The organism is Noviluteimonas lactosilytica, from assembly GCF_020866925.1.
Classification (GTDB): domain Bacteria; phylum Pseudomonadota; class Gammaproteobacteria; order Xanthomonadales; family Xanthomonadaceae; genus Noviluteimonas; species Noviluteimonas lactosilytica.
Genome location: NZ_JAJGAK010000001.1, coordinates 1,177,568 through 1,200,867, shown reverse-complemented (window position 1 = coordinate 1,200,867; position 23,300 = coordinate 1,177,568). Strand labels below are relative to the sequence as shown.

Below are 23,300 nucleotides of genomic sequence, written 5' to 3'. Positions count from 1 at the left end.
CGCACCCGGAGTGAAGTCGATGCGGCAGGGGATGATGTTCGTCGTGGTGGGACTCGTGCAGGTCGCGATCGACTGGCTCGCGTTCGTGTCGCTCACGACGCTGGGCGTGGACATCGGCGTCGCCAACGTGGCCGCGCGGTTGTGCGGCGCCGCGTTCGGCTACGTGCTCAACGGCACGGTGACGTTCTCGAGCGATGCCGGGCGCGTCATCGGCGTCGGCTCGGGCGCGCGCTTCGTGGCGACCTGGTGCGCCATGACGTTGCTGGGGACGCTCGCACTCATTGGCCTGAATGCCCTGCACGTCGCGCCGGCATGGCTCATGAAACTCGTGGTCGAAGCCTGCCTGGCCGTCGTCAGCTTCGTCGTGATGCGGACCTGGGTCTACGGCAGGCCGGCCAGCGCGACGATCTGACGGAGTGGAGGAACGCCTGGTGGAATCCTTGAAGCGCGTCTTCATCCTCGGCAGCTGCGTCTCGCGCGATGCGCTGGAGCAGGTGCCCGGTGCGTTCGAAGTGGCCGCGTACCTCGCGCGCACCTCGATGGCGAGCATCGGCATGGCGCGCGTCGACGACGCGTCCGCGCGCGAAGTCGTCGCGAATCTCCCGAGCGCGTTCCAGCGCCGCATGCTCTTCAACGATCTCGACAAGACGACGCTCGCGACCATCGCCGCCACGCCGCACGACGTGCTGCTCGTCGATTGCATCGACGAACGCTTTCCGCTGGTGCGGGCGGACGATAGCTTCTACAGCTACTCGGGCGAAATGCAGAAGGGCGGGCTGTCGATCGAGGGACGCGAAACGATCGCGCCGGACAGCGATGCGTTCGTCGAAGCGTGGCTCGCCGGGTTCGAGAAATTCCTCGGCGCGATCGATACGTCGCGAGTCGTGCTCAATCGCGCGTTGTGGGCCGAACACTTCCCGGATGGCACCCCGGTGTCGAGCATGGGCTGGATCCGGCGCAGCAACGCGACGTTGTGCCGTCTCTACGACGTCGTCGCGGAGCGCTGGACGCTGCCGAGCATCGACTACCCGGACGCGTTGATCGTCGGAGACCCGGCGCATCGCTGGGGCGTCGCGCCGTACCACTACACGCAACCCTTCTACGAACACACGATCGCGTCGCTGCGGGCGCTCGTCGACGCCCGCTGACGGTCAGGCCTGCGCGCCGAGGTGCGCGGCGACCAGATCGGCGATGCGCCGCGCGGCCAGGCCGTCGCCGTACGGGTTGTGCGCTTCGGACATCCGCGCGTATTCCGCGCGGTCGTCGAGCAACTGCAGCACCGCGGACACGATGCGCGCATCGTCGGTGCCGACCAGGCGCACGGTGCCCGCGTCGATGGCTTCCGGGCGTTCGGTCGTGTCGCGCATCACCAGCACCGGCTTGCCGAGCGAAGGCGCTTCTTCCTGCACGCCGCCCGAGTCGGTCAGGATCAGGTGCGCCTGCTGCATCAGGTACACGAACGGCAGGTAATCCTGCGGTTCGATGAGGTGCACGTTGTCGAGCTGCGAGAGATGGCGGCGCACCGGCTCCTGCACGTTCGGGTTCAGGTGCACCGGGTAGACGACCTGCACGTCGTCGCGCTGCGCGATCGCCGCCAGCGCCTTGCAGATGCGTTCGAAGCCCGCGCCGAAGTTCTCGCGGCGATGGCCGGTGACCAGCACCAGCTTCTTCGACGGATCGAGGAACGGAAACCGCTGGCGCATCGATTCGTGCAGCGCCTCGTCGCCCTTCAGGCGAGCGTCCACTTCGAGCAACGCGTCGATGACGGTGTTGCCGGTGACGTGGATGTGGTCGGTGGCGAGGCCCTCGCGCAGCAGGTTCGCGCGCGAGCCTTCCGTCGGCGCGAAGTGCAGCGCGCACAGCGGCGCGGTGAGGCGGCGGTTCATTTCCTCCGGCCACGGCGCGTGCATGTTGCCGGTGCGCAGGCCCGCTTCGACGTGGCCGATCGGGATGCGCGCGTAGAAGCCCGCGAGCGCCGTCGACAGCGTGGTCGACGTATCGCCGTGCACGAGGACCATGTCCGGCTGCAACTGCGCGAACACCGGCGTCATTCCCTGCAGGATGCGCCCGGTGATGTCCGGCAGCGTCTGGCCCGGTTGCATGATGTCGAGGTCGGCATCCGGGCGGATCGCGAAGATCGCGAGCACCTGGTCGAGCATCTGGCGGTGCTGCGCGGTGACGACGACCTGCGCTTCGAGTGCCGGATGGGCCTGGATCGCATGCACGACCGGGGCCATCTTGATGGCTTCGGGACGCGTCCCGAACACCACCATGACCTTCTTCTTCGACGTCATCAGAGCGCCTGCTCCAGTTCCGGCAGCAGCTTGAACAGGTCGCCGACCAGGCCGATGTCGGCGATCTCGAAGATCGGCGCTTCCGGATCCTTGTTGATCGCCACGATCGTGCCCGCGTCCTTGATGCCGGTCAGGTGCTGGATCGCGCCGCTGATGCCGACCGCGACGTACAGCTCCGGCGCGATGATCTTGCCGGTCTGGCCGACCTGCAGTTCGTTCGGCACGTAACCGGCGTCGACGGCGGCGCGCGATGCGCCGACCGCGGCGCCGAGCTTGTCGGCAAGGTCGTAGACGATCCTGAAGTTTTCCGCCGAGCCGACACCGCGACCGCCGGAGACGACGCGACGCGCGCTCTGCAGGTCGGGGCGATCGGACTTGCCGGCGGCCAGGCCGACGTAACGCGTGTGCGTCGGCAGCGTCGCGTCGACGTTCGCGGTTTCGACGGCGGCGTTGCCGTCGCGCGCGACTTCCGGCCACGATGCGGTGCGCACCGTCGCGACCACCGTGCGGCCCTGCGGCGCTTCGACGGTGACGATCGCGTTGCCCGCGTAGATCGGGCGCTTGAATGTATGCGTGCCTTCCACCGCCATCACGTCGGACACCTGCGCGACGTGCAGCAGCGCCGCGACGCACGGCATCAGGTCCTTGCCGAACGTGGTGCTGGGGCCGAACACGTGCGTGTAACCGTCGGCGAGCTTCGCCACCTGCGGCGCGAGCACCTGCGCGACCGGATTCGCGTTCGCCGCGTTGGCCACCGCGAGCACGCGCGTCACGCCCGCGAGCTTCGCGGCTTCCGCGGCGATGTTCGCCGGATCGGCGGCGAGCACGACGACGTCGATCGATTCGGGATTCAGCGCCTTCGCAGCGGACACGACCTTCGCGGTCGACGCATTGAGCTTGCCGTCGAGATGTTCGGCAACGATGAGAACCTTAGCCATTACAGCAGCCCCTTCGACTTGAGTGCGGCGACCAGTTCGGCCGCGTCCTTCACCATCACGCCCTTGCTGCGCTTGGCAGGCGGCGCGTAATGCGTGGTCTTGAGATCTTCGCCGGCTTCGACGCCGAGATCGGCGAAGGCGATGGACTCCATCGGCTTGCTCTTCGCCTTCATGATGTCGGGCAGCTTGATGAAGCGCGGCTCGTTGAGGCGCAGGTCGGTGGTGACCACCGCCGGCAGGTCGACTTCGAGCGTTTCCAGGCCCGCGTCGACTTCGCGCACGACGGTCGCCTTGCCGCCGTCGACGTCGAGCTTCGATGCGAACGTCGCCTGCGGGCGGCCCCACAGCGTCGCGAGCATCTGGCCGGTCTGGTTCGCGTCGTCGTCGATCGCCTGCTTGCCGAGGATCACGAGGTCGGGCTGTTCCTTCTCGACGAGCTTCAGCAGCGCCTTGGCGGCCGTGAGCGAGGAAACCGGGCCGTCGGCGACGACGTGGATCGCGCGGTTGGCGCCCATCGCAAGACCGTTGCGCAGGTGGGCCTGCGCGTCGGCCGGTGCGATCGTCGCGACGACGACTTCAGTCGCCACGCCCTTGTCGCGCAGGCGCAGGGCTTCTTCGAGCGCGATCTCGTCGAACGGATTCGCCGACAGCTTGACGCCGTCGGTGACCACGCCCGAACCGTCGGGTTTGACCTGGATGCGGACGTTGAAGTCCACCACGCGCTTGTAGCCGACGAGGATCTTCATGGGGCTGGCTCGAATCCGTTGAACGAAGCGGACCGCGATTTTAGCCGGTCGGCGGCCACGGGGGACGAAAGTCGGATGGGGCCGCGGCGCCGCAGGCGCTAGACTTCACGCTCTTTGCATCGGAGGCCCCATGGCCGGCAACAAGGTATTCCGCGACGCGGCCACGGCGCTGGCCGACCTCGTCGCCGACGGACAGACGCTCGCGGTCGGTGGGTTCGGCCTGTGCGGCATCCCCGAAGCCCTCATCGCGGCCCTCCGCGACACGGGCGTGAAGGGCCTCACGGTCATCTCGAACAACGCCGGCGTCGACGGCTTCGGCCTCGGCCAGCTGCTCACGACCCGCCAGATCCACAAGATGATTTCGTCGTACGTCGGCGAGAACAAGGAATTCGAGCGCCAGTTCCTCTCGGGCGAACTCGAGCTCGAGTTCAACCCGCAGGGCACGCTCGCAGAGCGCCTGCGCGCCGGCGGCGCCGGCATCCCCGCCTTCTTCACCCGCACGGGTTACGGCACCGTCGTCGCCGAAGGCAAGGAAACGCGCGAGTTCGACGGCCACCACTACGTGCTGGAAACCGCGCTGCGCGCCGACGTCTCGCTGGTGAAGGCGTGGAAGGCCGACAAGGCCGGCAACCTCGTGTTCCGCAAGACCGCGCGCAACTTCAACCCCGCGTGCGCGATGGCCGGCAAGACGTGCGTCGCGGAAGTCGAACAGCTCGTCGAAATCGGCGACATCGATCCCGACCACGTGCACCTGCCCGGTATCTACGTCGACCGCATCGTCGTGAACGCGACGCCCGAAAAGCGCATCGAACAGCGCACCGTCCGCCAGGGAGGCATGTGATGGCCTGGACCCGCGACCAGATGGCGCAGCGCGCCGCGCAGGAACTCACCGACGGCGCGTACGTCAACCTCGGCATCGGCCTGCCGACGCTCGTGGCCAACTTCATTCCCGAAGGCATGGACGTGTGGCTGCAATCTGAGAACGGATTGCTCGGCATCGGCCCGTTCCCGCTCGATGCCGAAGTCGACCCCGACCTGATCAACGCCGGCAAGCAGACCGTCACCGCACGCGCGGGCGCGAGCTACTTCGGCAGCCACGATTCGTTCGCGATGATCCGCGGCGGCCACATCGACCTCGCGATCCTCGGCGCGATGCAAGTCACCGACCAGGGCGACCTCGCGAACTGGATGGTGCCCGGCAAGATGGTGAAGGGCATGGGCGGCGCGATGGACCTGGTCGCCGGCGTCAAGCGCGTGGTCGTGCTCATGGAGCACACCGCGAAGGGCGGCGAACACAAGCTGCTGCCGCAATGCACGCTGCCGTTGACCGGTGTTGGCGTGGTGAATCGCGTGATCACCGAACTCGCGGTGCTGGACGTGACGCCCGACGGTCTCGTGCTCGTCGAACTCGCCCCGGGCGTGACCCAGGCCGAGCTGGCGGAGAAAACCGGGGTTCCGATTCGCAATTCCTGAACACGACAGGCGGGATGGGTTGCGTCCCGTCATGCATCGGGATAATGCTGTAGTTGCGTGGGACCGGAGTGTCCCGCGCACGCTGCTTCAGGGGGCCGTCTCCCACGGTTCGCAGCGTCAATCCAACTACATCGGGAACCAACGAATGCGCCTTCCTCTGCTCATCGCCAGCGCCTTGGCCCTGGCGGCTTGCGCTGCACCCGACGCGCCCTCCACCGGCAATGGACTCGCCGGTCAAGGCAACGCCTCGACGAACGCCACGCACGCGACGACCTCTGCATTGCAACGCGGCGTGCCGCGCCCGATCGCCGGCCTCGCCGACAGCGGTCACTTGCTCGCCTATACCGGCGCCACGCCGATCAAGCGCAGCGCTTACACCTGGCACGAGGTGGCGCTGAGCGAAGCGCATGCGATGGGCGCGATCGTCTCCGGCACCCTGGCGCTGCAGTCGCCCGACGGCACGCCGATCCGCCTGCGCTACGACCGCCACGTCGAGCACGAGGACGGCAACTGGACCTGGATCGGCCGCCCCGAGGGCGCGCGCCCGGGCACCGAAGCCATCATCACCTTCGGCCCCGACGCCGTGTTCGGCTCGGTGCCCAACGGCAACAAGCCGCCCCTGGCCATCACCTCGGTGAAGGGGCGCACGTTCGTGATGGAAACCAATCCGCTGCTCCACGCGTCCGCCCGCAAGTGGAAGGGACGCGATGCCGTCGTGCCGCCCGCGCTCGCCGGCGCGCGCGACAAGGTGATGTCGCTCGCCGCCGCGCAGCCGCAGCAGCTCACCGCACAGGGCGCCGTGCCGGAAGCGGCGACCGTCGACGTCGTGATCGGTTACACCAACAAGTTCGCGCTCGACCTTGGCGGCACGTCGCAGGCGAACACGCGACTGACCTATCTCGTCGACGTCACCAACCAGGCCTTCACCAACAGCCAGGTCGTGGGCCGCGTGCGCATGGTGCGTTCGGTCGCGGTCAACTATCCGGATGCGACCGACAACGAGACCGCGCTGCGCGAACTCACCGGCGTGGCGTGCACCGAAACGACCAACGGCAACCTCGATTGCCACGATGCACCGGTTCCCGCCACGTTGCAGCCGCTGGCCAACGCGCGCGTGACCTACCGCGGCGACCTGATGGTGCTCGTGCGCCAGTTCAACGAGCCCGAGAACGAAGGCTGCGGCATCGCATGGCTGCTCGGTGGTGGCCAGGTCGCGATCGGCATGGCCGACCGGTATGCCGCCGTGTCCGTCGTGAGCGATTCCGCAGGCCTGGTGGGTGGCAGCGACGGCGGTTACTACTGCCGCGACGAAACCTTCGCCCACGAAGTCGCGCACAACATGGGCTCGGCGCACGACCGTCAGACCGCGGCGGGCGACGGTACGCTGTCGGCCGACGAATACGGCCGATTCGCGTATTCGTTCGGTTACAAGACGGCGCAGTTCTACACGATCATGGCCTATGGCGACGGGCAGGAAGCCGTGCGCGTGTATTCCAATCCGCGCATCAGCATCTGCGAAGGGCAGGTGTGCGGCACGCCCAACGACGACAACGCGAAGAGCCTCGGACAGACGATCCCCATGATCGCCTCGTTCTACGGTTCGATCCAACCGCGCGCGCTGACGCGCAACGACGTCAACGGCGACGGCAAGTCCGACATCCTGCTGCGCAACGGCAGCATTTCCACCACCAACGTCTGGTACTGGCTGAAGAACGGCCCGACGACGACCGGCTCGAGCGCCACGACGCTCGGAACGAGCTACTCGATCGCGGCGACCGGCGACTTCAACGGCGACGGCAAGCTCGACATCGTCTGGACGAGCGTGAACCGCGACGTTCGCATCTGGTTCGGCAACGGCTCCGGCTGGGGCGGAACGCCGACGACGCCCGGCACCTTCCCCACGGGCGTGGCCAACTACGCCGCCGGCTGGAAGATCGTGGGCGCGGGCGACATCGATGGCGACGGCAAGTCCGACATCGTGTTCCGCAACCCGACGCTCGCGTCGAACAACGTCATGTACTGGATCCAGAACGGCGCCACGCGCGTGCGCACCGGCACCGCGACGATGGGCCTGAGCCAGGTCCTGTCGGGCCTCGGCGACTTCAACGGCGACGGCAAGCTCGACCTGGTGTTCGTCGCGGGCCGCGACGTGCGCCTCTGGTTCGGCAACGGCACGAGCTTCGGCGCGACGTCCGCGACGCCGGGCACGTACCCCGCGTTCGCCGGCAGCTTCGCCGATGGCTGGCAGTACGCGGGCGCCGGCGACGTCGACGGCGACGGCAAGGACGACATCATCAGCCGTTCGAACAAGATCGCTTCGAACAACTTCAGCTACTGGGTGATGAACGGTTATGCGCGCACGCGCATCGGCTTCGCCACGATGGGAGCGAGCTACAACGTCGCGGCCCTCGGCGACTACAACGGCGACGGCAAGCTCGATGTCGCCTGGACGAGCGCCAACCGCGACGTGCGCATGTGGCTCGGCAACGGCACCGGTTTCGGCGCCACGACCACGACGCCGGGCAGCTATCCGGCCGGCGCCGGCACCTACGCGAGCGGCTGGTTCGTCGTGCCGTGATGCATTGGAAGCGCCTCGCGTAAGCATTGCGTGAGGCAAACCGGACCACGGGGCCGCGGGATGTTCACGCGGCCTCGATTCCCGGAGGTTCATACAGCTGGCTCTTTCTGACAGGACAGGGAAGGGTCACTGACATGCGCATCAGTTTGCTGGCATTGGCGATCGCCGGCGGTCTCCTCGCGGGTTGCACGCAGGAAACCGGCCAATCGAATCGCCTCGGGGGAGTGTCCGACACGGCGCGCACCCCATCGGGTTCACAACCACTCGTCGCGAAAGGCGTCTCGTCCGTCGCGGCCGCTTCACTTCCCGGTAACGCGTTCGCCGCGCTCGACGACTCCGCCCAGGTCGTGCATCGCGGTGCGACCACGTTCCTTCCGGTGCGCGTGAGCGAAGCGCATGCGCGCGCCGCGATCGCCGAAGGCGAGATGACGATGCCCACGCCGTCCGGCGTGCCGGTGCGCCTGAAATACGAATCGCACGTCGAACACGACGACGGCAACTGGACCTGGGTCGGCAATGTCGACGGCCAGCCCGATGCGAAGGCGGTCGTGACGTTCGGCCCGAAGGCCGTGTTCGCGTCGATCCGCACTCCGGGCGGGCAGGGCTTCAATCTCACGACCCTCGCCGGCCGCACCTACATGGCCGACGTCGATGCGTCTAAGCTCGCGCCGGAACCGAACGTGCAGGATGCGTACGCGGCCGTCGAAGCGCCCGTGCAGGAAGCCGTCGAAGCGGTGAAGCGCAAGTCGCTCACCGTGCCGCGCACGAGCAGTGCGCAGGCCGCGATCGGTGCCACGACCGTCGATCTCCTCATCGGCTACACCAATGGCTACGTCGCGTTCATGGGTGGCGATTCGCAGGCGGTCACGCGCCTGAACCACCTCGTCGACATCGCGAACACCGCGCTCGCCTCCAGCAATGCGCAGGGCGCGATTCGACTGGTGAAGACGCAGCAGGTGACCTATCCCGACAACACGTCGAACGAAACCGCGCTGTTCGAACTCACCGGCGTGACCTGCGTCGGCGCCACGCCGGGCCAGCTTCGCCTCCCCAACCGCGGCGTGACGTGTTCGACGGCGGCGCGTCCGGCGGCGCTCGCACCGCTGGCCACCCTGCGCGAGCAATACGGCGCGGACCTCGTGTCGCTCGTGCGCGTGTTCAACAACCCCGAGAACACGAGCTGCGGCACCGCGTGGCTGATCGGCGGCATGCAGACCGCGATCGATGCGTCCGATGCGCCGTTCGCGTTCTCGGTCGTGAGCGACAGCAACGGCACCCCGGACAACGCCGTGATCTGCCGCGACGACTACCTCGCGCACGAACTCGGCCACCTCATGGGCCAGCAGCACGACATCCCGACCGCCGCCGGCACCGACGACTCGAATTCAGACGGCAACGTGCTGGATCCGGACGAGTACGGTCGCTCGCCCTATTCGTTCGGTTACCGGGCATCCGGTCCGCAGGGCGACTTCTACACCGTCATGGCGCAGCGCAGTTCGGCGGCGCAACCGGGCTACCTGGTCTTCGCCAACCCCAGCATCACCGTGTGCGGCGGCAATGCCTGCGGCGAACCGACGACGGCGGACAACGTGCGCTCGCTCAACGAGATGATGCCGGCCGTCGCGAACTTCCGCGCGCGTCGCGCACCGATCGGCGGCAACTGGATTCGTGGCGACTTCAACGGCGACGGTCGCGGCGACATCGTGTGGCGCAACCACGGCACCGGCGCCAATACGGCCTGGCTGTCGGGCAACGGCGGCACGCCGATGGGCATGCCCACGGTTCCCAACAAGGCGTGGGACATCCAGGGCGTCGGCGACTTCGACGGCGATCGTCGCTCCGACATCCTGTGGCGCAACACGATCACCGGGCAGCAGACCATCTGGCGCCAGGGCAACGGCTCGCTGCCGATGTCGATCGCCACGCTGGCGCCGCCGTTCCAGGTGGCCGGCATCGGCGATTTCGACGGCGACGGTCGCGACGACATCTTCTGGCGCAACACGCAGACGGGCGGCAACGTCCTCTGGCGCCGGGGCAGTTCGGCGATGGGCCAGTGGCTGAATTCGGCGCAGCTGGAATGGCAGCCGGTCGGCGTCGGCGACTTCAATGCCGACGGTCGCGACGACATCATGTGGCGCCACACGATCAACGGCGCCAACACGGTGTGGCTGTCGGCCAACGCCAACACGCAGATGTACGTCACCTCGTTGACGACGTCCGGCTGGTCGGTCGCGGCGATCGGCGACTTCGACAACGACAACCGCGCCGACATCCTGTGGCGCAACCTCAACACCAGCGGCAACACGCTGTGGTTGAACGGCAACGCGACGACGCAGCGCGCGGTTCCTTCGCTGCCCCTCGTGTGGAACGTGATCGGCCTCGGCGACTTCAACGGCGATGGTCGCGACGACATCCTGTGGCGCAACTCGAGCAACGGTGCGAATGCGATCTGGCTCGTCCCCAGCGGGCAGAGCCAGCAGCACATCAGCTCGGTCGCGCTGATCTGGACGCCGTCCGGCTGATCCACGGGATCGCTGCAGAAAAACGAAAAGGCCGGGCGTTTCGACGCCCGGCCTTTTTCGTTACCGATCTTTCGTTCGAGGATCGCTGCGTCAGAGGTTCTGGTAGTTCGGCCCCGCGCCGCCTTCCGGCGTGACCCAGGTGATGATCTCGTACGGATCCTTGATGTCGCACGTCTTGCAGTGCACGCAGTTGGCGGCGTTGATCTGCAGGCGCTTGCCGGTGTTCGCCGGACCCTCCGGATCGTCGACGATCTCGTACACGCCGGCCGGGCAGAAGCGCGTGCACGGATTGTCGTACTCGGCGGCGCAGCGGGTGACGCACACGCTCGGATCGTGCACGACGAGGTGCACCGGCTGGTCTTCGTCGTGTTCGGTCGCGGCGAAGTACACGCCGGCGAGACGGTCGCGCGGGGCGAGTTCGCGCTGCACGTAGTCGTACTTCGGCGCTTCGTGCGCGCCGACCTTGTCGAGCGAATTCCAGTCCGCCTTGTTCTTCAGCGTCCACGGCGACAGGCCGAGCGTCACCGTTTCCCACGCCGCGTTGAACAGGCCGAACCACATGCCCTTCTTGAAGCCGGGCTTGATGTTGCGGACGCGGCGCAGCTCGTGCATCACGTCCGAGTTCCGCAGCTTCGCGTCGAAGCCCTCCGGCGAAAGATCGGACGCAGCGAGATGCTCGGCCGCGTGCATCGCCGACTTCATCGCCTGGTGCGTGCCCTTGATCTTCGGCACGTTGAGCGTGCCCGCGGTGTCGCCGATCAGCAGCGCGCCGGGCATTTCGACGGTCGGCAGCGATTGGAAACCGCCGGTGACGATCGCGCGCGCGCCGGCCGACACGATGCTGCCGCCTTCGAGCAGCGGCTTCACGCTCGGGTGGTTCTTCCACTGCTGGAAGGCTTCCCACGGCTTGAATTCCGGATCCTTGTAATCGAGCCCGCTGATGTAGCCGAGCGCGATGCGGCCCTTGTCCAGGTGATACAGGAAGCTGCCGCCGTAGGTGTTCGTGTCCAGCGGCCAGCCGAGCGAATGCACGACCTTGCCGGGCGACGTGCGTTCTTCAGGCACCTGCCAGAGTTCCTTGATGCCGATCGAATAGCCCTGCGGATCCTTGCCGCGCGCGAGATCGAAGCGCTTGATCAGACGCTTGGTGAGATGGCCGCGCGCGCCTTCGGCGAGCACGGTGACCTTCGCGCGGATGTCGATGCCCTGCGTGTAACCGGGCTTGTGGGTGCCGTCCTTCGCGATGCCCATGTCGCCGATGCGCACGCCGGCGACGCGGCCGTCTTCGTCGTGCAGCGTTTCGCTCGCGGCGAAGCCGGGGTAGATCTCCACGCCGAGCGCTTCGGCCTGCGGCGCGAGCCACGCGCACAACGCACCGAGGCTGACGATGAAGTTGCCCTTGTTGTGCATCTGCGGCGGCACGATCACCTTCGTCGCGCCGGTCTTCGTCAGGAAATGGAACTCGTCGTGCGTGACGGGCACGCAGATCGGCGGCGGGTTGTCGCGCCAGCCCGGCAGCAGCGCGTCGAGCGGACCGGGTTCGATCACCGCGCCCGACAGGATGTGCGCGCCGATGGTCGAGGCCTTCTCGATCACGCACACCGAGATGTCGGGGTTCAACTGCTTCAGGCGGATCGCGAAGGCCAGGCCCGCGGGACCCGCGCCCACGGTGACGACGTCGTACTCCATCACGTCGCGTTCTTGTTCGGTCATGGCGGCCTCCGGGGAATCGCGCCATTCTACGGCGCATGGCGTTGGAGGCGATCGAACTGCCGGGTGCGCGCCTCGCGTTCGACCCGGACTGGCTGGCGGCGGGGGAGGGGCATGCGCTCTTCGAGGCGCTGCGCGAGGGCCTGCCGTGGGAACGCCACCGCATCACCGTGTACGGGCGCACGCTCGACGCACCGCGGCTGAGCTGCTGGATGGGCGATGTCGCGTACCGCTATTCGGGCACGCTGTTCGAGCCGCACCCGTGGCCCGACGCGCTGGCGCCGATCCGCGAACGGCTGCAGCGCGAACTCGACGCGCCCTTCAACAGCGCGCTCGCGAACCTGTACCGCGACGGCGCCGACCGCCTCGGCTTCCATCGCGACAGCGAACCCGAACTCGGCCCCGAACCCTTGATCGCATCGATCAGCCTGGGCGACACGCGGCGCTTCCGCATGCGCGAGCGCAACGGCAAGCGGTCGCTCGGCCTCGATCTCACGCACGGCAGCCTGCTGGTGATGGCGGGCGCGACGCAACGCAACTGGTTGCATGCGGTGCCGCCGACGGCGCGCGCGGTGGGGCCGCGCATCAACCTGACGTTCCGCAACGTGCGTCAGTCTTCGTCGACCAGCAACTCCAGCGCCATCACCAACGCATCCTCGCGCCCGTCGCGCGCCGGGTAATACCGCGGCCGACGTCCGATCTCGTTGAATCCTTCGTCGTGGTAGAGCGCGATCGCGGGTTTGTTCGACGGTCGCACTTCGAGGAACACGCGCTGCGCGCCGCGCCCGCGCGCCAGTTGGAGGATCGCGCGCAACAGGCGGCGCCCGTGTCCGCGACCCTGCATGTCGGGCGACGTGCACAGGTTCAGCACGTGCGCTTCGCCGGCGGCGACGCTGATCACCGCATAGGCGAGCAATTCGCCGTCCTGCACGAGCACCCACGCCGGATGGTTCGCGAGCAGGCAATCGCGGAACACGCCCTGCGTCCACGGGAATTCGTACGCGCGCTGCTCGATCGCCATGACCTCGGGCAGGTCGGCTTCGCGCATCGGGCGCAGCGACGGTGCCGGCAGGCTGTCGACGGCGACGGCGCTCATGGACGCGACGCCTGTTTGCGCAACGCGCGCAACGCGGGCCACAGCGCGCGCTTGGCCGCGGGTTTGCGCAGCGAATCCAGGTCGGGCAGGCGCGGCAAGCCGGCGAGATCGGTCTTCGCCACGCGCGCGAGCGCCTGCGTGAGCGGCGTGTCGGGCGGCGGTTCGTCGCCCACCGCGACGTAGACGACATGCCCGAGCGCGTGGAGCATCTCGCGCTGGTAGTCGTCCCACGTTGCGCGCGCGTCGCTCATCCGGGCACGTTCGCGATCTTGCGGCGGCGGAACCACAGCAGCGGACCCGAGACCGCATACAACGCCGTCGCCGCGAGCAACACGCGCGGCGGATCGATCCACAACGCGATCAACACCGCGACGGCGACAACGATCGCGGCGAACGGCACGCGCTCCGCGCTCGCGCCCTGGCCGCTGCCCTTGAAGCTGTTGTAGCGAACGCGGCTCACCATCAGCAGCGCGGCCACGATCGTGACCGCGGCCGCGGCGTAACGCAGCTCGCTTCCGCTCAGGCCGAGGTCGTGGCACGTCCACACGAAACTCGCGACGAGCCCCGCCGCGGCCGGACTGGCCAGGCCGATGAACCAGCGCTTGTCGACCTGCGCGACCTGGCTGTTGAAGCGCGCCAGGCGCAACGCCGCGCACGCGGCATACAGGAACGCGACGAGCCAGCCGACCTTGCCGAACATCGCACCGTCGAGCTTCATCGCCGACAACGCCCAGTGGTACATCACCAGCGCCGGCGCCATGCCGAAGCTGACGAGGTCGGCCAGCGAGTCGTACTGCACGCCGAACTCGCTCTGCGTGTTGGTCATCCGCGCCACGCGACCGTCCACGCCGTCCAGCACGGCGGCGACGAAGATGGCGATGCACGCCGGCTCGAACTTGCCCTGGGCGGCGGCGATGATCGCGAAGAACCCCCCGAACAGGCCGCCGGTCGTGAACAGGTTGGGCAGCAGGTAGATGCCGCGCGGTCGCGGCCGCGCTGTTTCGATGGGCTCCATGCGACGAGTGTAGCGCTTGCGACGCCGGGCGCTTGCGCGGCCCGTTGGGCAGTGCTGCAATCGGCGCCGAGTCCGCAAGGGAGCGCCGACATGCCTGGTTGGAAAATCGATGTTCCGCCCCGCCTCGTTCCGGGAACGCTCGTGCTCGGGTGCATCGTCCTCGTGGCGTGCCTGCCCGCCTTCGCGCAAGCGGTGTACACGTGGAAGGACGCGAAAGGCGTCACCCACTACTCCGACACGCCGCCGCCGAAGGGCACGCAGACGAAGGAGTTCCGCCCGGACCCCGTCCCGGTGACGCCGGTGCCGGTCGCCAACGCGGCCCCGAAGGTCGCGCCCGCCGCACCTTCGACGAACGCCGCCGTGGCCGCCGCCATCGATCCGGCCGCGGTCGCCGCGCGCGAAAAGCAGCGCGCCGAATCCTGCAAGCAGGCGCAGGCCAACCTCAAGATCCTCAAGGACAGCTACGGCGTCGCGGTCGACAACGACGGCGACGGCAAGAACGACGCCGTCCTCGACGCCGCGCAGCGCCAGAAGGAAACCGAGAACATGCAGCTCGCCGTCCAGGCCAACTGCAGCAACTGACGCGCGTGCGGTCCCGGGCAGGCGCCGGGGGCAGGGGCGGATCCCGTGGCAGAATGCCCGTTCTGTCCGTCATTCCCCCTCGAAGCCCCCGATGCGCCTGTCGCAGTTCCATCTCCGCACCGTCAAGGAAACGCCCGCCGACGCCGAAGTCGTCAGCCACCAGCTGATGCTCCGCGCGGGCATGATCCGCAAGCTCGCCGCCGGCCTGTACACGTGGAGCCCGCTGGGCCTGCGCGTGCTGCGCAAGGTCGAATCCGTCGTGCGCGAAGAAATGAATCGCGCCGGCGCGATCGAACTGCTGATGCCGTCGATCCAGCCGCGCGAGTTGTGGGAAGAGACGGGGCGCTGGCAGAAGTTCGGCGGCCAGCTGCTCAAGATTCGCGACCGCAAGGACGCCGAGTACTGCTACGGCCCGACGCACGAAGAGGTCATCACCGACTTCGCGCGCAACGAGTTGTCGAGCTACAAGCAGCTGCCGGTGAACTTCTACCAGATCCAGACGAAGTTCCGCGACGAGATCCGCCCGCGCTTCGGCGTGATGCGCGCGCGCGAATTCCTGATGAAGGACGCGTACTCGTTCCATGTCGACGATGCGTCGCTCGGCGACGAGTACCGCAACATGTACGACACCTACACGCGCATCTTCACGCGCCTGGGGCTGAAGTTCCGCGCGGTGTTCGCCGACACCGGCGCGATCGGCGGCAGCGCGTCGCACGAATTCCACGTGCTCGCCGATTCGGGCGAGGACGCGATCGCCTTCTCCGACGGCTCGGAGTACGCGGCCAATGTCGAACTCGCCGAGGCAATCGCGCCGGGCGCGCGCGCGCCGGCGGCCGAAGCGCTGCGCAAGGTGGACACGCCGACGCAGAAGACGTGCGAAGACGTCGCCGCGTTGATGGGCATCGGGCTCGATCGCACGGTGAAATCCGTTGCGGTGTGGGGCGACGATGGCTTCGTGCTGGTGCTCGTGCGCGGCGACCACGTCGTCAACGAGGTCAAGCTCTCCAAGCTTGCGGGCCTCGCGGACTATCGCCTCGCCACCGAAGCGGAAATCCTCGAACACCTCGGCGCGGAACCGGGCTTCCTCGGCCCGCTGGATCCGCGAAAGCCGATTCGCATCGTCGCCGACCGCAGCGTCGACGCGATGGCCGACTTCGTCGTCGGCGCCAACGAGAACGGCTTCCACGTCGCGGGCGTCAACTGGGGTCGCGACCTGGCCGACGCCGACATCGTCGCCGACGTGCGCAACGTCGTCGCCGGCGACGCATCGCCGGACGGGCAGGGCACGCTCGGCATCGCGCGCGGCATCGAGGTCGGCCACGTGTTCCAGCTCGGCCGCAAGTACGCCGAAGCGATGAAGTGCACCGTGCTCGACATGGCCGGCAAGGCGGTGACGCCGGCGATGGGCTGCTACGGCATCGGTGTTTCGCGCATCGTCGCCGCGGCGATCGAGCAGAACCACGACGCGAACGGCATCGTCTGGCCGGACGCGATGGCCCCGTGGCAGGTCGCGGTCTGCATGATCAATCCGAAGAACGACGCGACCGTCGCCGCCGCCGCCGAAACGCTGTACCGCGAGCTCAATGCGGCCGGCATCGACGCGGTGCTCGACGATCGCGGCCTGCGTCCGGGTCAGATGTTCGCCGACATCGAGCTGATCGGGCTCCCGCACCGGGTGGTCGTGTCCGAACGCGGCCTGGCCGCGGGGACGTTCGAGTATCGTGCGCGCACGGCATCCGACGCCGAGCAGCTCGATCGCGACGCCTTGTTCGCGAAGCTGCGCGGCTGACGCCCACCCTTCACCTTGCGGAGGAACGCTTCATGTCCATCGATCTCAGCGGCCTGTCGGCCAAGGAACTCGAGTCGCTCATCGCGCAGGCGAAGAAGCGCCGCACGACCTTGAGCAAGCGCAAGCCGATCGCGCTGGTGCGCAAGAAGCTCACCGCGCTCGCGCGCGCGGAGGGCTATTCGATCGCGGAGTTGTTCGGTGGCGCACCGGCGCCGGCGGCATCGAAGGGCAATGGCGTCGCGAAGACCGCCGCGCGCAAGTCGACCAAGGGCTACAAGCTAGGCAAGGTCGCCCCGAAGTACCGCAATCCGCAGAACCCGTCGGAAACCTGGGCCGGCCGCGGCCAGCAGCCGAAGTGGATGGCGACGCAGATCGCCGGCGGAAAGAAGCTCGAAGACTTCCTGATCAAGTGATCCCCGCCTTCGCTGGGACGGTGCGCGTCAGAGGTTGCGGCGCGCGCTGACCAGCAGGTTGCCGAACAGCAACCCCGCGACCAGCGCCATCAGCGTGTTGAGCACCGCGAGCGCGGCATCGCCGCCCGCATCGACGTTCTGTTGTTGCACGAGATTGATCACGCCGCGCAGCGCGACGCTGCCCGGCACGAGCATGATGATGCCCGGCACGCGCACCAGCGCGCCCGGGCGCTGCGCGAGGCGCGCATACGCATTGCCGGCGGCGGAAGTCGCGAGCGCGGCGAGGAACACGCCGGCGGGGCTGCCGAACATCTGCCCGCCGAAGCGCGCGATGAGATAGCCCGACGCCGCCGCGAGCATCACGATCCACCAGTCGCGCTTCGCCGCGCGGAACAGCACCGCGAACGCCAGCGCGCCCGTGAACACGGCGACGCCTTCCACCCAGTCCGGTTGCGGCCGCGACGCACGGATGTGGGGTTGCAGTCCCGCCAGTTCCGCCACCTTGAACGCGATCACCGTGCCGATGGTGAGCTTCAGCACGGTCGTCAGCGCGCCGGCGAAACGCGCGGTGCCCGACACGAGATGCCGGCTGGTGAGTTCGTTCACCGCGTTGGTGAGCGCCATGCCGGGCAGCAACACGATCAGCGACGCGATGGTCACCGTGTTGAGGTTGAGCGGGCCGACGAGGCTGGCCACCGCGATCGCGACGAAGCCCGCGACCACGCCGGAGATCGCGTCGCCCGCTTCCTGCAGGCGCGGGCGTCCCTGCGATGCGAGTTCCAGCAGGCCGATCAACACGCCGATCAATCCCGCCGTCGCGATGTCCAGCCAGGGCAGGCGCAGCAGGCCGGCGACGGCGGCGGACGCCATGCCGAAACCGATCACCTGCATCGCGCGTTCGCGCCTGCTCGCAGGGCGACCGAGTGCGCGAAGTTGCGCATGTCCTTCCGCGATGCCGACGCGACCCGCCATGACGTCTTCCGCGATCCGATCGGCCTCGCAGAGCTTGAAAAGATCCGTGTCCCCCGGCGCCAAACGGATGACTCGCGTCGTATCCGAGACACCTGCGGGTCGACGCGGGTCGTTGAACGACAGGATCATCCCCGTGGGATTCGACCACGCTTCGCAGTCGAGTCCGAGCCGTTGCGCGACGGCCACCACGGCGCCTTCGAGTCGCTGCGCGGTCGTGCCGTACGCATGCAGGTGCTCGGCGACTTCGAGCACGAAGGCGATGCGTTCGGCATAGCCGGCATCGGCGACTTCGAGGTGTTGCGCGCGAGGCGGCATCGACACGGAAGGAGGTGCGGACATGACCACAGCATCGCATGGAGACGACGACATCCGGGTTGCCGACGCGCATGTCGAGTACGGCTCCACAAACGGACGTAACATTGCAATTCGTCCACCAATGGATTACAACGGCGACATCTCCCTCCCGGAGGTCGCCATGGCCCAGCCCCTTGCCAAGCTCGACCACGCACCGGACCTCGCCACCCCCGAGGCCGCCGCCGCTGCGCTGCGTACCTTCTTCCGCATCGCCGATGCGTGGGATCTCGGCAACGAGCAACAACGCCAGCTGCTCGGCTGCGGTCGCAGCACCTTCTACGAATGGAAGCACGGGCGCGTGAAGCGCGGCCTCGACAACGCGACGCTCGAGCGCCTGTCGCACCTGTTCGGCATCTACGCGGCGCTGCAGGTGCTGCTGCCCATTCCCGAACGCGCGCACGCCTGGCTCCATCGCGACAACGCCGCGCCGTTGTTCGGCGGCAAGACGGCGCTAGATCGCATGCTCGCCGGCCAGGTGTCGGACCTGTACGTCGTGCGCCAGTACCTCGACGCGCAACGCGGCGGATGGTCCTGACGCACGCATGCGGGTGACGCGCGTCCAGTTGGCGTGGGACACCTCGTGCCGGCTCGTCGCGAGCCGCTACCCGGCGGTGGGTCTGTTCGACGCGGTGGCCGATCCGGCGGACCTCGATGTCGTGTTCGCGATCGAGGCGCTCGGCAATCCGCGGCTGCGCCAGGAAGCGGGCGCGCTGTCGATCGTGCCGCAGGACCAGCGCATCAGCGGGCCCGGCACGACGCCGATCATGTCCGCGTTCACGCACCTCAACCCCGAGGGCTCGCGCTTCTCCGATGGCACGTGGGGCGTTTACTACGCCGCGAACGACCTCGAGACCGCGGTCGCCGAAGTCGGTCACCACCGCGCGCGTTTCCTCGCGCGCACCGCGGAGCCGGCGATCGAGGTCGACCTGCGCTGTTATCGCGTCGCCGTCCGCGCCCGCCTGGTGGACCTGCGCGGCAAGCGCGCGCAGCCCGATGTCCTCGACCCGCAGCGATACGCCGCATCGCAGGCCTTCGCACGCGCGCAGCGCGATGCCGCCGAGCCGGGCATCGTCCACGACAGCGTGCGCCGCCGGGGAGGACAATGCGTTGCCCTGTTCACGCCGAAGGCCGCCGTGCCGCCCGCGCAGCAGGCCGAACATGTGACGCTGTGCTGGGACGGCGCGCGCATCGCGGCCTGGTATCGCAAGTCGGATGCCCGCCTGCTTTGAACGCTGCGCCGACCGCGTCAACGCCCGCCATGACGCGGACTTAAGTATCCTCCGCCGCAGAGGGGACACCCATGCGCGACGCAAGCCGCCCACCCAGCCTGGCCACCGACGGATCCATGCGCCTGCAACTGCAGGGCAACTGGACGCTCGTGCATGCCGGCGCCATGGCCGAACAACTCCGCATCGCACCGGACGGCGTCGACGCCGTCGATGCGAGCGAGATCGAAAGCCTCGACTCCGCGGGCGTGCTCCTGCTGTTGCGCTTCGCGCGGCGTCGCGGGCTCGACCTCGACAGTTTCCACTTCCGCGAAGACCAGCAATCGCTCGTCGCCGCGATCGAGGACGTTGCGGACGACCGTCCACCGAAGAAGCGCGAATACGGCGTCAGCGCCGCGCTGGCCCGCCTCGGCTTCGCGGTGCACGACAACTACAAGGAAATCCTCGCGCTCATCGGTTTCCTCGGCGAGAACCTGATGAAGTTCGGGCGCATGCTCGCGCAGCCGCGCCGCTTCCGCCTGACCTCGACGGTCTACCACATGGAGCAGGTGGGCCTCGACGCCGTGCCGCTCGTGTTCCTGCTCTCCTACCTCGTCGGCGCGGTGATCGCGTTCCTCGGCGCGAACATCCTCCGCGACTTCGGCGCGGAGATCTACGTCGTCGAACTGGTGAGCGTCGCGTTCCTGCGCGAATTCGCCGTGCTGCTCACCGCGATCATCCTCGCCGGTCGCACCGCGAGCGCGTTCACCGCGCAGATCGGTGCGATGCAGAGCCGCGAGGAAGTCGACGCGATCCGCACGCTCGGCATGGATCCGATCGACCTGCTCGTCCTGCCGCGCGTGATCGCGCTGCTGGTGATGTTGCCGCTGCTCACCTTCATCGCGATGATCGCCGGCCTGCTCGGCGGCCTGTCGGTCGGCGCCTTCAGCCTCGACATCGCACCGCAGGCCTGGCTGTCGCGCCTGGAGGAAACGATCGAAGTCCGCCACTTCCTCGTCGGCCTGTCGAAGGCGCCGTTGTTCGCCGCGGTGATCGCGTTGATCGGCTGTCTCGAAGGCCTGCAGGTCGAAGGCACCGCGCAGTCGGTGGGCGAGCGCACGACGTCGAGCGTCGTGCAGACGATCTCGCTGGTGATCGTGATCGACGCGATCATGGCGCTCTGGTACATGCAGATGGACATCTGACATGGCCGACACGAACGACATGGTCATCCGCATCCGGGGCCTCGACAATCGCTTCGGCGAACAGGTCGTGCACGAGAACCTCGACCTCGAAGTGCGGCGCGGCGAAATCCTGGGCGTCGTCGGCGGCTCCGGCACCGGCAAATCCGTGCTGATGCGTTCGATCCTGGGCCTGCGCCGACCCGACGCGGGCCGCATCGAAGTCATGGGCGTCGACGCGCGCAGCGAGGACGAGGACGACCGCAACCAGATCGAACGCAACACCGGCGTGCTGTTCCAGGACGGCGCGCTGTTCTCCTCGCTCAGCGTCGGCGAAAACGTGCAGGTGCCGCTGAAGGAGCAACACCCCGAACTGCCGGACACGCTGCGCTACGAACTCGCCTTGCTGAAGGTGAAGCTCGCCGGCTTGCCCGCCGATGCGGTGAACAAATTGCCGTCGCAACTTTCCGGCGGCATGCGCAAGCGCGCAGGCCTGGCGCGCGCGCTCGCGCTCGATCCGCCATTGCTGTTCCTCGACGAACCCACCGCGGGGCTCGATCCCATCGGCGCCGCGGCCTTCGACGAACTCATCCTGACCCTGCAGCGCGCGCTGGGCCTGACGGTGTTCCTGATCACCCACGACCTCGACACGCTCTACACGATCTGCGACCGCGTCGCCGTCCTCGCCGACAAGCGCGTGCTGGTCAACGCGCCGATCGAGGACGTCGAGCGATTCGACCACCCCTGGGTGCAGGCATATTTCCACGGCCCGCGTGGCCGCGCCGCCCGCGAGGCCGGCGCTGGCACAATGGCTTGAAGGAGGCGACATGGAAACCAAGGCCAACTACGTCCTGATCGGCGCGTTCACACTGGCGGTCAGCATCTTCGGCCTGCTGTTCGCGCTGTGGGCGGCCAACTGGTCGTCGGAGCGCGAATGGAACACCTACCGCATCGTCTTCAACGAAGCGGTGACCGGCCTCTTCGAAGGCGGCAGCGTGCGCTACAACGGCATCAACGTCGGCACGATCGACCACCTGCGCCTGGCGCCCAACGATCCGCGCAAGGTGATCGCGCAGGTGCGCATCAACACGATGACGCCGATCAAGACCGACACGCACGCGAAGATTTCGCAGGACGGCCTCACCGGCCCGACCTTCATCCAGCTCAGCGGCGGCAGCCCGAACGCGCCGCTGCTGGCGTCGAACGACAGCGACCAGGTGCCGACCATCGCCACCGAGCCCTCCGCGCTGCAGAACATCGCCGACACCGCCAACCGCCTCGTGCAGCGCCTCGACCGCGTGCTGAGCGAAGAGAACGTGCGGCGCATTTCCGATTCGCTGGAGAACATCGAGCAGCTTACCGGCGCCGTCGCCGCGCAGCGCGAGGATGTCGGCACGCTGATCGTCAATGCGCGCGAGGCGAGCGAGCAACTCAAGCTGACGCTCGCCACCACCAACACCACGGTCGAACGCCTCGATCGCGAGGTCGTGCAACACCTGCCGGCGCTGGTCGACAAGCTCGATCGCACGCTCGCGCAACTCGAGTCAGTGTCGCAGAACGCCAACGGCATGCTCGCCGAGAACCGCGCGCCGCTCGCCAACGGCGTGCAGCAACTCGGCCCCGCGCTCACCGAACTGCGCGGCCTGGTGCGCGACCTGCGCCGCGTCGCGAGCCGCCTCGACGCCAATCCGGCGGGCTACGTGCTCGGCCGCCAGCAACCCAAGGAGTTCGTGCCCGAATGAGCAGGACGACGCCCGTTCGATCGATCGCAGCCCCGGCGCTGTCGATGCTGCTGCTCGCGTTGAGCATGCTGTCGTTGCCGGCATGCAGCATCGTGCCGAAGAAGGAACCGCTGTCGTTGTATGCACCGCAAGCGCAGGTGCAGCCCGACCCGTCGTGGCCGACGGTGCAATGGCAATTGCAGTTGCCGCGGCCGCACGCGTCGGAACTGCTCGACTCGCCGCGCATCGTCGTGCGTCCGTCGGAGGGCGAACTGCAGGTCTACCACGGCGCCGTGTGGGCGGAACCCGCGCCCGACCTCGTGCAGGACGCGGTGCTCGCGGCGTTCGAGGACAGCGGCCGCATCGGCGGCGTCGGCCGGCGTGGCACCGGCATCGCCGGCGACTACGAACTCCTGCTCGACATCCGCCGCTTCGAATCCGACTACGCCGGCGGCGCCACGCCGCAGGCCGACGTCGAGATCGTCGCCAAGCTCGTCGCCAACCGCACCAACGTCGTCGTCGCCACGCGCACGCTGCGCCAGCGCGTGCCCGCCAGCGGCACCGCGGTGGGCGAGGTCACGCGCGCGTTTGGCACCGCGATGACGAACATCGTGCAGGAACTGGTGGGCTGGACGCTGGTGGAAGGGGAGAGGTATGAAAAGGCGAATCCGCCGCCCGTGCCGGCGCGCGCAAATGCCACGAAGCGTTGAT

General features: G+C 68.1%; 24 protein-coding genes. 16 read left to right on the top strand and 8 right to left on the bottom strand.

The window, feature by feature from the left end:
- Window positions 1-19: 19 nt before the first annotated feature.
- Both LK996_RS05835 and LK996_RS05830 read left to right on the top strand, forming a co-directional pair.
- Complete coding sequence (locus tag LK996_RS05835) at window positions 20-412, top strand: GtrA family protein (protein ID WP_230526183.1); 393 nt, start codon at window positions 20-22, stop codon at window positions 410-412.
- Window positions 413-431: 19 nt separating this feature from the next.
- The gene (locus LK996_RS05830) at window positions 432-1,148 is read left to right on the top strand and encodes a DUF6270 domain-containing protein (RefSeq protein WP_230526182.1); all 717 of its coding nucleotides are present in this window, start codon (window positions 432-434) and stop codon (window positions 1,146-1,148) included.
- 3 nt (window positions 1,149-1,151) lie between these two features.
- Here LK996_RS05830 and wecB read toward each other — a convergent pair whose 3' ends face one another.
- Genes wecB through LK996_RS05815 form a run of 3 tightly spaced genes read right to left on the bottom strand, consistent with a single transcriptional unit; the run spans window position 1,152 to window position 3,978 of the window.
- Window positions 1,152-2,294 carry a non-hydrolyzing UDP-N-acetylglucosamine 2-epimerase gene (gene wecB / locus LK996_RS05825; protein ID WP_230526181.1) on the bottom strand — a complete coding sequence of 381 codons (1,143 nt, stop codon included), beginning with the start codon at window positions 2,292-2,294 and terminating at the stop codon, window positions 1,152-1,154.
- Window positions 2,294-3,232 (bottom strand): electron transfer flavoprotein subunit alpha/FixB family protein, encoded by a 939-nt coding sequence (locus LK996_RS05820; protein WP_230526180.1) that lies wholly within the window; start codon window positions 3,230-3,232, stop codon window positions 2,294-2,296. Before LK996_RS05820 ends, wecB begins: the two co-directional genes overlap by 1 nt.
- Window positions 3,232-3,978 (bottom strand): electron transfer flavoprotein subunit beta/FixA family protein, encoded by a 747-nt coding sequence (locus tag LK996_RS05815; protein WP_230526179.1) that lies wholly within the window; start codon window positions 3,976-3,978, stop codon window positions 3,232-3,234. Before LK996_RS05815 ends, LK996_RS05820 begins: the two co-directional genes overlap by 1 nt.
- A 130-nt stretch (window positions 3,979-4,108) precedes the next feature.
- Between LK996_RS05815 and LK996_RS05810 the strand changes: the two genes are divergently transcribed.
- The 4 genes from LK996_RS05810 (at window position 4,109) to LK996_RS05795 (ending at window position 10,551) form a co-directional block, all read left to right on the top strand.
- On the top strand, window positions 4,109-4,819 hold the full coding sequence (locus LK996_RS05810; protein ID WP_230526178.1) for a CoA transferase subunit A: 711 nt from the start codon (window positions 4,109-4,111) through the stop codon (window positions 4,817-4,819).
- A complete protein-coding gene (locus LK996_RS05805) occupies window positions 4,819-5,451 on the top strand; it encodes a CoA transferase subunit B (RefSeq protein ID WP_230526177.1) in 633 nt (210 codons plus the stop codon). Before LK996_RS05810 ends, LK996_RS05805 begins: the two co-directional genes overlap by 1 nt.
- Window positions 5,452-5,596: 145 nt before the next feature.
- Complete coding sequence (locus LK996_RS05800) at window positions 5,597-8,029, top strand: FG-GAP-like repeat-containing protein (protein WP_230526176.1); 2,433 nt, start codon at window positions 5,597-5,599, stop codon at window positions 8,027-8,029.
- 134 nt (window positions 8,030-8,163) lie between these two features.
- Window positions 8,164-10,551 (top strand): FG-GAP-like repeat-containing protein, encoded by a 2,388-nt coding sequence (locus tag LK996_RS05795; RefSeq protein WP_230526175.1) that lies wholly within the window; start codon window positions 8,164-8,166, stop codon window positions 10,549-10,551.
- A gap of 90 nt (window positions 10,552-10,641) precedes the next feature.
- Here LK996_RS05795 and LK996_RS05790 read toward each other — a convergent pair whose 3' ends face one another.
- Window positions 10,642-12,264 carry an electron transfer flavoprotein-ubiquinone oxidoreductase gene (locus tag LK996_RS05790; protein ID WP_230526174.1) on the bottom strand — a complete coding sequence of 541 codons (1,623 nt, stop codon included), beginning with the start codon at window positions 12,262-12,264 and terminating at the stop codon, window positions 10,642-10,644.
- A gap of 35 nt (window positions 12,265-12,299) precedes the next feature.
- Between LK996_RS05790 and LK996_RS05785 the strand changes: the two genes are divergently transcribed.
- Window positions 12,300-12,941, top strand: coding sequence for an alpha-ketoglutarate-dependent dioxygenase AlkB family protein (locus tag LK996_RS05785; protein ID WP_230526173.1), 642 nt, complete (start codon window positions 12,300-12,302; stop codon window positions 12,939-12,941).
- Here LK996_RS05785 and rimI read toward each other — a convergent pair.
- Genes rimI through pssA form a run of 3 tightly spaced genes read right to left on the bottom strand, consistent with a single transcriptional unit; the run spans window position 12,872 to window position 14,372 of the window.
- The gene (gene rimI, locus LK996_RS05780) at window positions 12,872-13,357 is read right to left on the bottom strand and encodes a ribosomal protein S18-alanine N-acetyltransferase (protein WP_230526172.1); all 486 of its coding nucleotides are present in this window, start codon (window positions 13,355-13,357) and stop codon (window positions 12,872-12,874) included. The two genes, LK996_RS05785 and rimI, sit on opposite strands and share 70 nt — an antisense overlap.
- Window positions 13,354-13,608, bottom strand: coding sequence for a hypothetical protein (locus tag LK996_RS05775; RefSeq protein ID WP_230526171.1), 255 nt, complete (start codon window positions 13,606-13,608; stop codon window positions 13,354-13,356). The genes rimI and LK996_RS05775 overlap by 4 nt, the downstream gene beginning before the upstream one ends.
- The gene (gene pssA, locus LK996_RS05770; protein ID WP_255656393.1) at window positions 13,605-14,372 is read right to left on the bottom strand and encodes a CDP-diacylglycerol--serine O-phosphatidyltransferase; all 768 of its coding nucleotides are present in this window, start codon (window positions 14,370-14,372) and stop codon (window positions 13,605-13,607) included. Before pssA ends, LK996_RS05775 begins: the two co-directional genes overlap by 4 nt.
- A gap of 90 nt (window positions 14,373-14,462) precedes the next feature.
- On the opposite strand from pssA, the gene LK996_RS05765 reads away from it, so the two are divergent.
- The 3 genes from LK996_RS05765 to LK996_RS05755 all read left to right on the top strand — a co-directional run bounded on the left by LK996_RS05765 (window position 14,463) and on the right by LK996_RS05755 (window position 17,156).
- Window positions 14,463-14,954, top strand: a complete 492-nt coding sequence (locus tag LK996_RS05765) for a DUF4124 domain-containing protein (protein WP_230526170.1) — start codon at window positions 14,463-14,465, stop codon at window positions 14,952-14,954.
- 91 nt (window positions 14,955-15,045) lie between these two features.
- Window positions 15,046-16,743 (top strand): proline--tRNA ligase, encoded by a 1,698-nt coding sequence (locus LK996_RS05760; RefSeq protein ID WP_230526169.1) that lies wholly within the window; start codon window positions 15,046-15,048, stop codon window positions 16,741-16,743.
- A gap of 32 nt (window positions 16,744-16,775) precedes the next feature.
- A complete protein-coding gene (locus tag LK996_RS05755) occupies window positions 16,776-17,156 on the top strand; it encodes an H-NS histone family protein (protein ID WP_230526168.1) in 381 nt (126 codons plus the stop codon).
- 27 nt (window positions 17,157-17,183) lie between these two features.
- Here the strand turns inward: LK996_RS05755 and LK996_RS05750 are convergent, their stop codons facing one another.
- A complete protein-coding gene (locus LK996_RS05750; RefSeq protein WP_230526851.1) occupies window positions 17,184-18,443 on the bottom strand; it encodes a threonine/serine exporter family protein in 1,260 nt (419 codons plus the stop codon).
- A gap of 160 nt (window positions 18,444-18,603) precedes the next feature.
- On the opposite strand from LK996_RS05750, the gene LK996_RS05745 reads away from it, so the two are divergent.
- From LK996_RS05745 to LK996_RS05720, 6 genes are all read left to right on the top strand, one after another.
- On the top strand, window positions 18,604-19,017 hold the full coding sequence (locus LK996_RS05745; protein WP_230526167.1) for an MbcA/ParS/Xre antitoxin family protein: 414 nt from the start codon (window positions 18,604-18,606) through the stop codon (window positions 19,015-19,017).
- Between the two features lie 7 nt (window positions 19,018-19,024).
- Entirely contained in the window at window positions 19,025-19,711 is a 687-nt protein-coding gene (locus tag LK996_RS05740) for an RES family NAD+ phosphorylase (protein WP_230526166.1), read from the top strand.
- A gap of 71 nt (window positions 19,712-19,782) precedes the next feature.
- Complete coding sequence (locus tag LK996_RS05735; RefSeq protein ID WP_230526165.1) at window positions 19,783-20,892, top strand: MlaE family ABC transporter permease; 1,110 nt, start codon at window positions 19,783-19,785, stop codon at window positions 20,890-20,892.
- Between the two features lies 1 nt (window position 20,893).
- Window positions 20,894-21,685 carry an ABC transporter ATP-binding protein gene (locus tag LK996_RS05730; RefSeq protein ID WP_230526164.1) on the top strand — a complete coding sequence of 264 codons (792 nt, stop codon included), beginning with the start codon at window positions 20,894-20,896 and terminating at the stop codon, window positions 21,683-21,685.
- Between the two features lie 10 nt (window positions 21,686-21,695).
- Window positions 21,696-22,610: an MlaD family protein gene (locus LK996_RS05725; protein WP_230526163.1), complete on the top strand. Its 915-nt coding sequence runs from the start codon at window positions 21,696-21,698 to the stop codon at window positions 22,608-22,610.
- Window positions 22,607-23,299: an ABC-type transport auxiliary lipoprotein family protein gene (locus LK996_RS05720; protein WP_230526162.1), complete on the top strand. Its 693-nt coding sequence runs from the start codon at window positions 22,607-22,609 to the stop codon at window positions 23,297-23,299. The genes LK996_RS05725 and LK996_RS05720 overlap by 4 nt, the downstream gene beginning before the upstream one ends.
- Window position 23,300: the final 1 nt, after the last annotated feature.

What these genes read in the sequence shown, in the direction of transcription:
- LK996_RS05835 (WP_230526183.1), top strand. Translation starts at nt 20, where the DNA reads ATGCGGCAGGGGATGATGTTCGTCGTGGTGGGACTCGTGCAGGTCGCG.
- wecB (WP_230526181.1), bottom strand. Translation starts at nt 2,294, where the DNA reads ATGACGTCGAAGAAGAAGGTCATGGTGGTGTTCGGGACGCGTCCCGAA.
- LK996_RS05820 (WP_230526180.1), bottom strand. Translation starts at nt 3,232, where the DNA reads ATGGCTAAGGTTCTCATCGTTGCCGAACATCTCGACGGCAAGCTCAAT.
- LK996_RS05815 (WP_230526179.1), bottom strand. Translation starts at nt 3,978, where the DNA reads ATGAAGATCCTCGTCGGCTACAAGCGCGTGGTGGACTTCAACGTCCGC.
- LK996_RS05810 (WP_230526178.1), top strand. Translation starts at nt 4,109, where the DNA reads ATGGCCGGCAACAAGGTATTCCGCGACGCGGCCACGGCGCTGGCCGAC.
- LK996_RS05805 (WP_230526177.1), top strand. Translation starts at nt 4,819, where the DNA reads ATGGCCTGGACCCGCGACCAGATGGCGCAGCGCGCCGCGCAGGAACTC.
- LK996_RS05800 (WP_230526176.1), top strand. Translation starts at nt 5,597, where the DNA reads ATGCGCCTTCCTCTGCTCATCGCCAGCGCCTTGGCCCTGGCGGCTTGC.
- LK996_RS05795 (WP_230526175.1), top strand. Translation starts at nt 8,164, where the DNA reads ATGCGCATCAGTTTGCTGGCATTGGCGATCGCCGGCGGTCTCCTCGCG.
- LK996_RS05790 (WP_230526174.1), bottom strand. Translation starts at nt 12,264, where the DNA reads ATGACCGAACAAGAACGCGACGTGATGGAGTACGACGTCGTCACCGTG.
- LK996_RS05785 (WP_230526173.1), top strand. Translation starts at nt 12,300, where the DNA reads ATGGCGTTGGAGGCGATCGAACTGCCGGGTGCGCGCCTCGCGTTCGAC.
- rimI (WP_230526172.1), bottom strand. Translation starts at nt 13,357, where the DNA reads ATGAGCGCCGTCGCCGTCGACAGCCTGCCGGCACCGTCGCTGCGCCCG.
- LK996_RS05775 (WP_230526171.1), bottom strand. Translation starts at nt 13,608, where the DNA reads ATGAGCGACGCGCGCGCAACGTGGGACGACTACCAGCGCGAGATGCTC.
- pssA (WP_255656393.1), bottom strand. Translation starts at nt 14,372, where the DNA reads ATGGAGCCCATCGAAACAGCGCGGCCGCGACCGCGCGGCATCTACCTG.
- LK996_RS05765 (WP_230526170.1), top strand. Translation starts at nt 14,463, where the DNA reads ATGCCTGGTTGGAAAATCGATGTTCCGCCCCGCCTCGTTCCGGGAACG.
- LK996_RS05760 (WP_230526169.1), top strand. Translation starts at nt 15,046, where the DNA reads ATGCGCCTGTCGCAGTTCCATCTCCGCACCGTCAAGGAAACGCCCGCC.
- LK996_RS05755 (WP_230526168.1), top strand. Translation starts at nt 16,776, where the DNA reads ATGTCCATCGATCTCAGCGGCCTGTCGGCCAAGGAACTCGAGTCGCTC.
- LK996_RS05750 (WP_230526851.1), bottom strand. Translation starts at nt 18,443, where the DNA reads ATGCCGCCTCGCGCGCAACACCTCGAAGTCGCCGATGCCGGCTATGCC.
- LK996_RS05745 (WP_230526167.1), top strand. Translation starts at nt 18,604, where the DNA reads ATGGCCCAGCCCCTTGCCAAGCTCGACCACGCACCGGACCTCGCCACC.
- LK996_RS05740 (WP_230526166.1), top strand. Translation starts at nt 19,025, where the DNA reads ATGCGGGTGACGCGCGTCCAGTTGGCGTGGGACACCTCGTGCCGGCTC.
- LK996_RS05735 (WP_230526165.1), top strand. Translation starts at nt 19,783, where the DNA reads ATGCGCGACGCAAGCCGCCCACCCAGCCTGGCCACCGACGGATCCATG.
- LK996_RS05730 (WP_230526164.1), top strand. Translation starts at nt 20,894, where the DNA reads ATGGCCGACACGAACGACATGGTCATCCGCATCCGGGGCCTCGACAAT.
- LK996_RS05725 (WP_230526163.1), top strand. Translation starts at nt 21,696, where the DNA reads ATGGAAACCAAGGCCAACTACGTCCTGATCGGCGCGTTCACACTGGCG.
- LK996_RS05720 (WP_230526162.1), top strand. Translation starts at nt 22,607, where the DNA reads ATGAGCAGGACGACGCCCGTTCGATCGATCGCAGCCCCGGCGCTGTCG.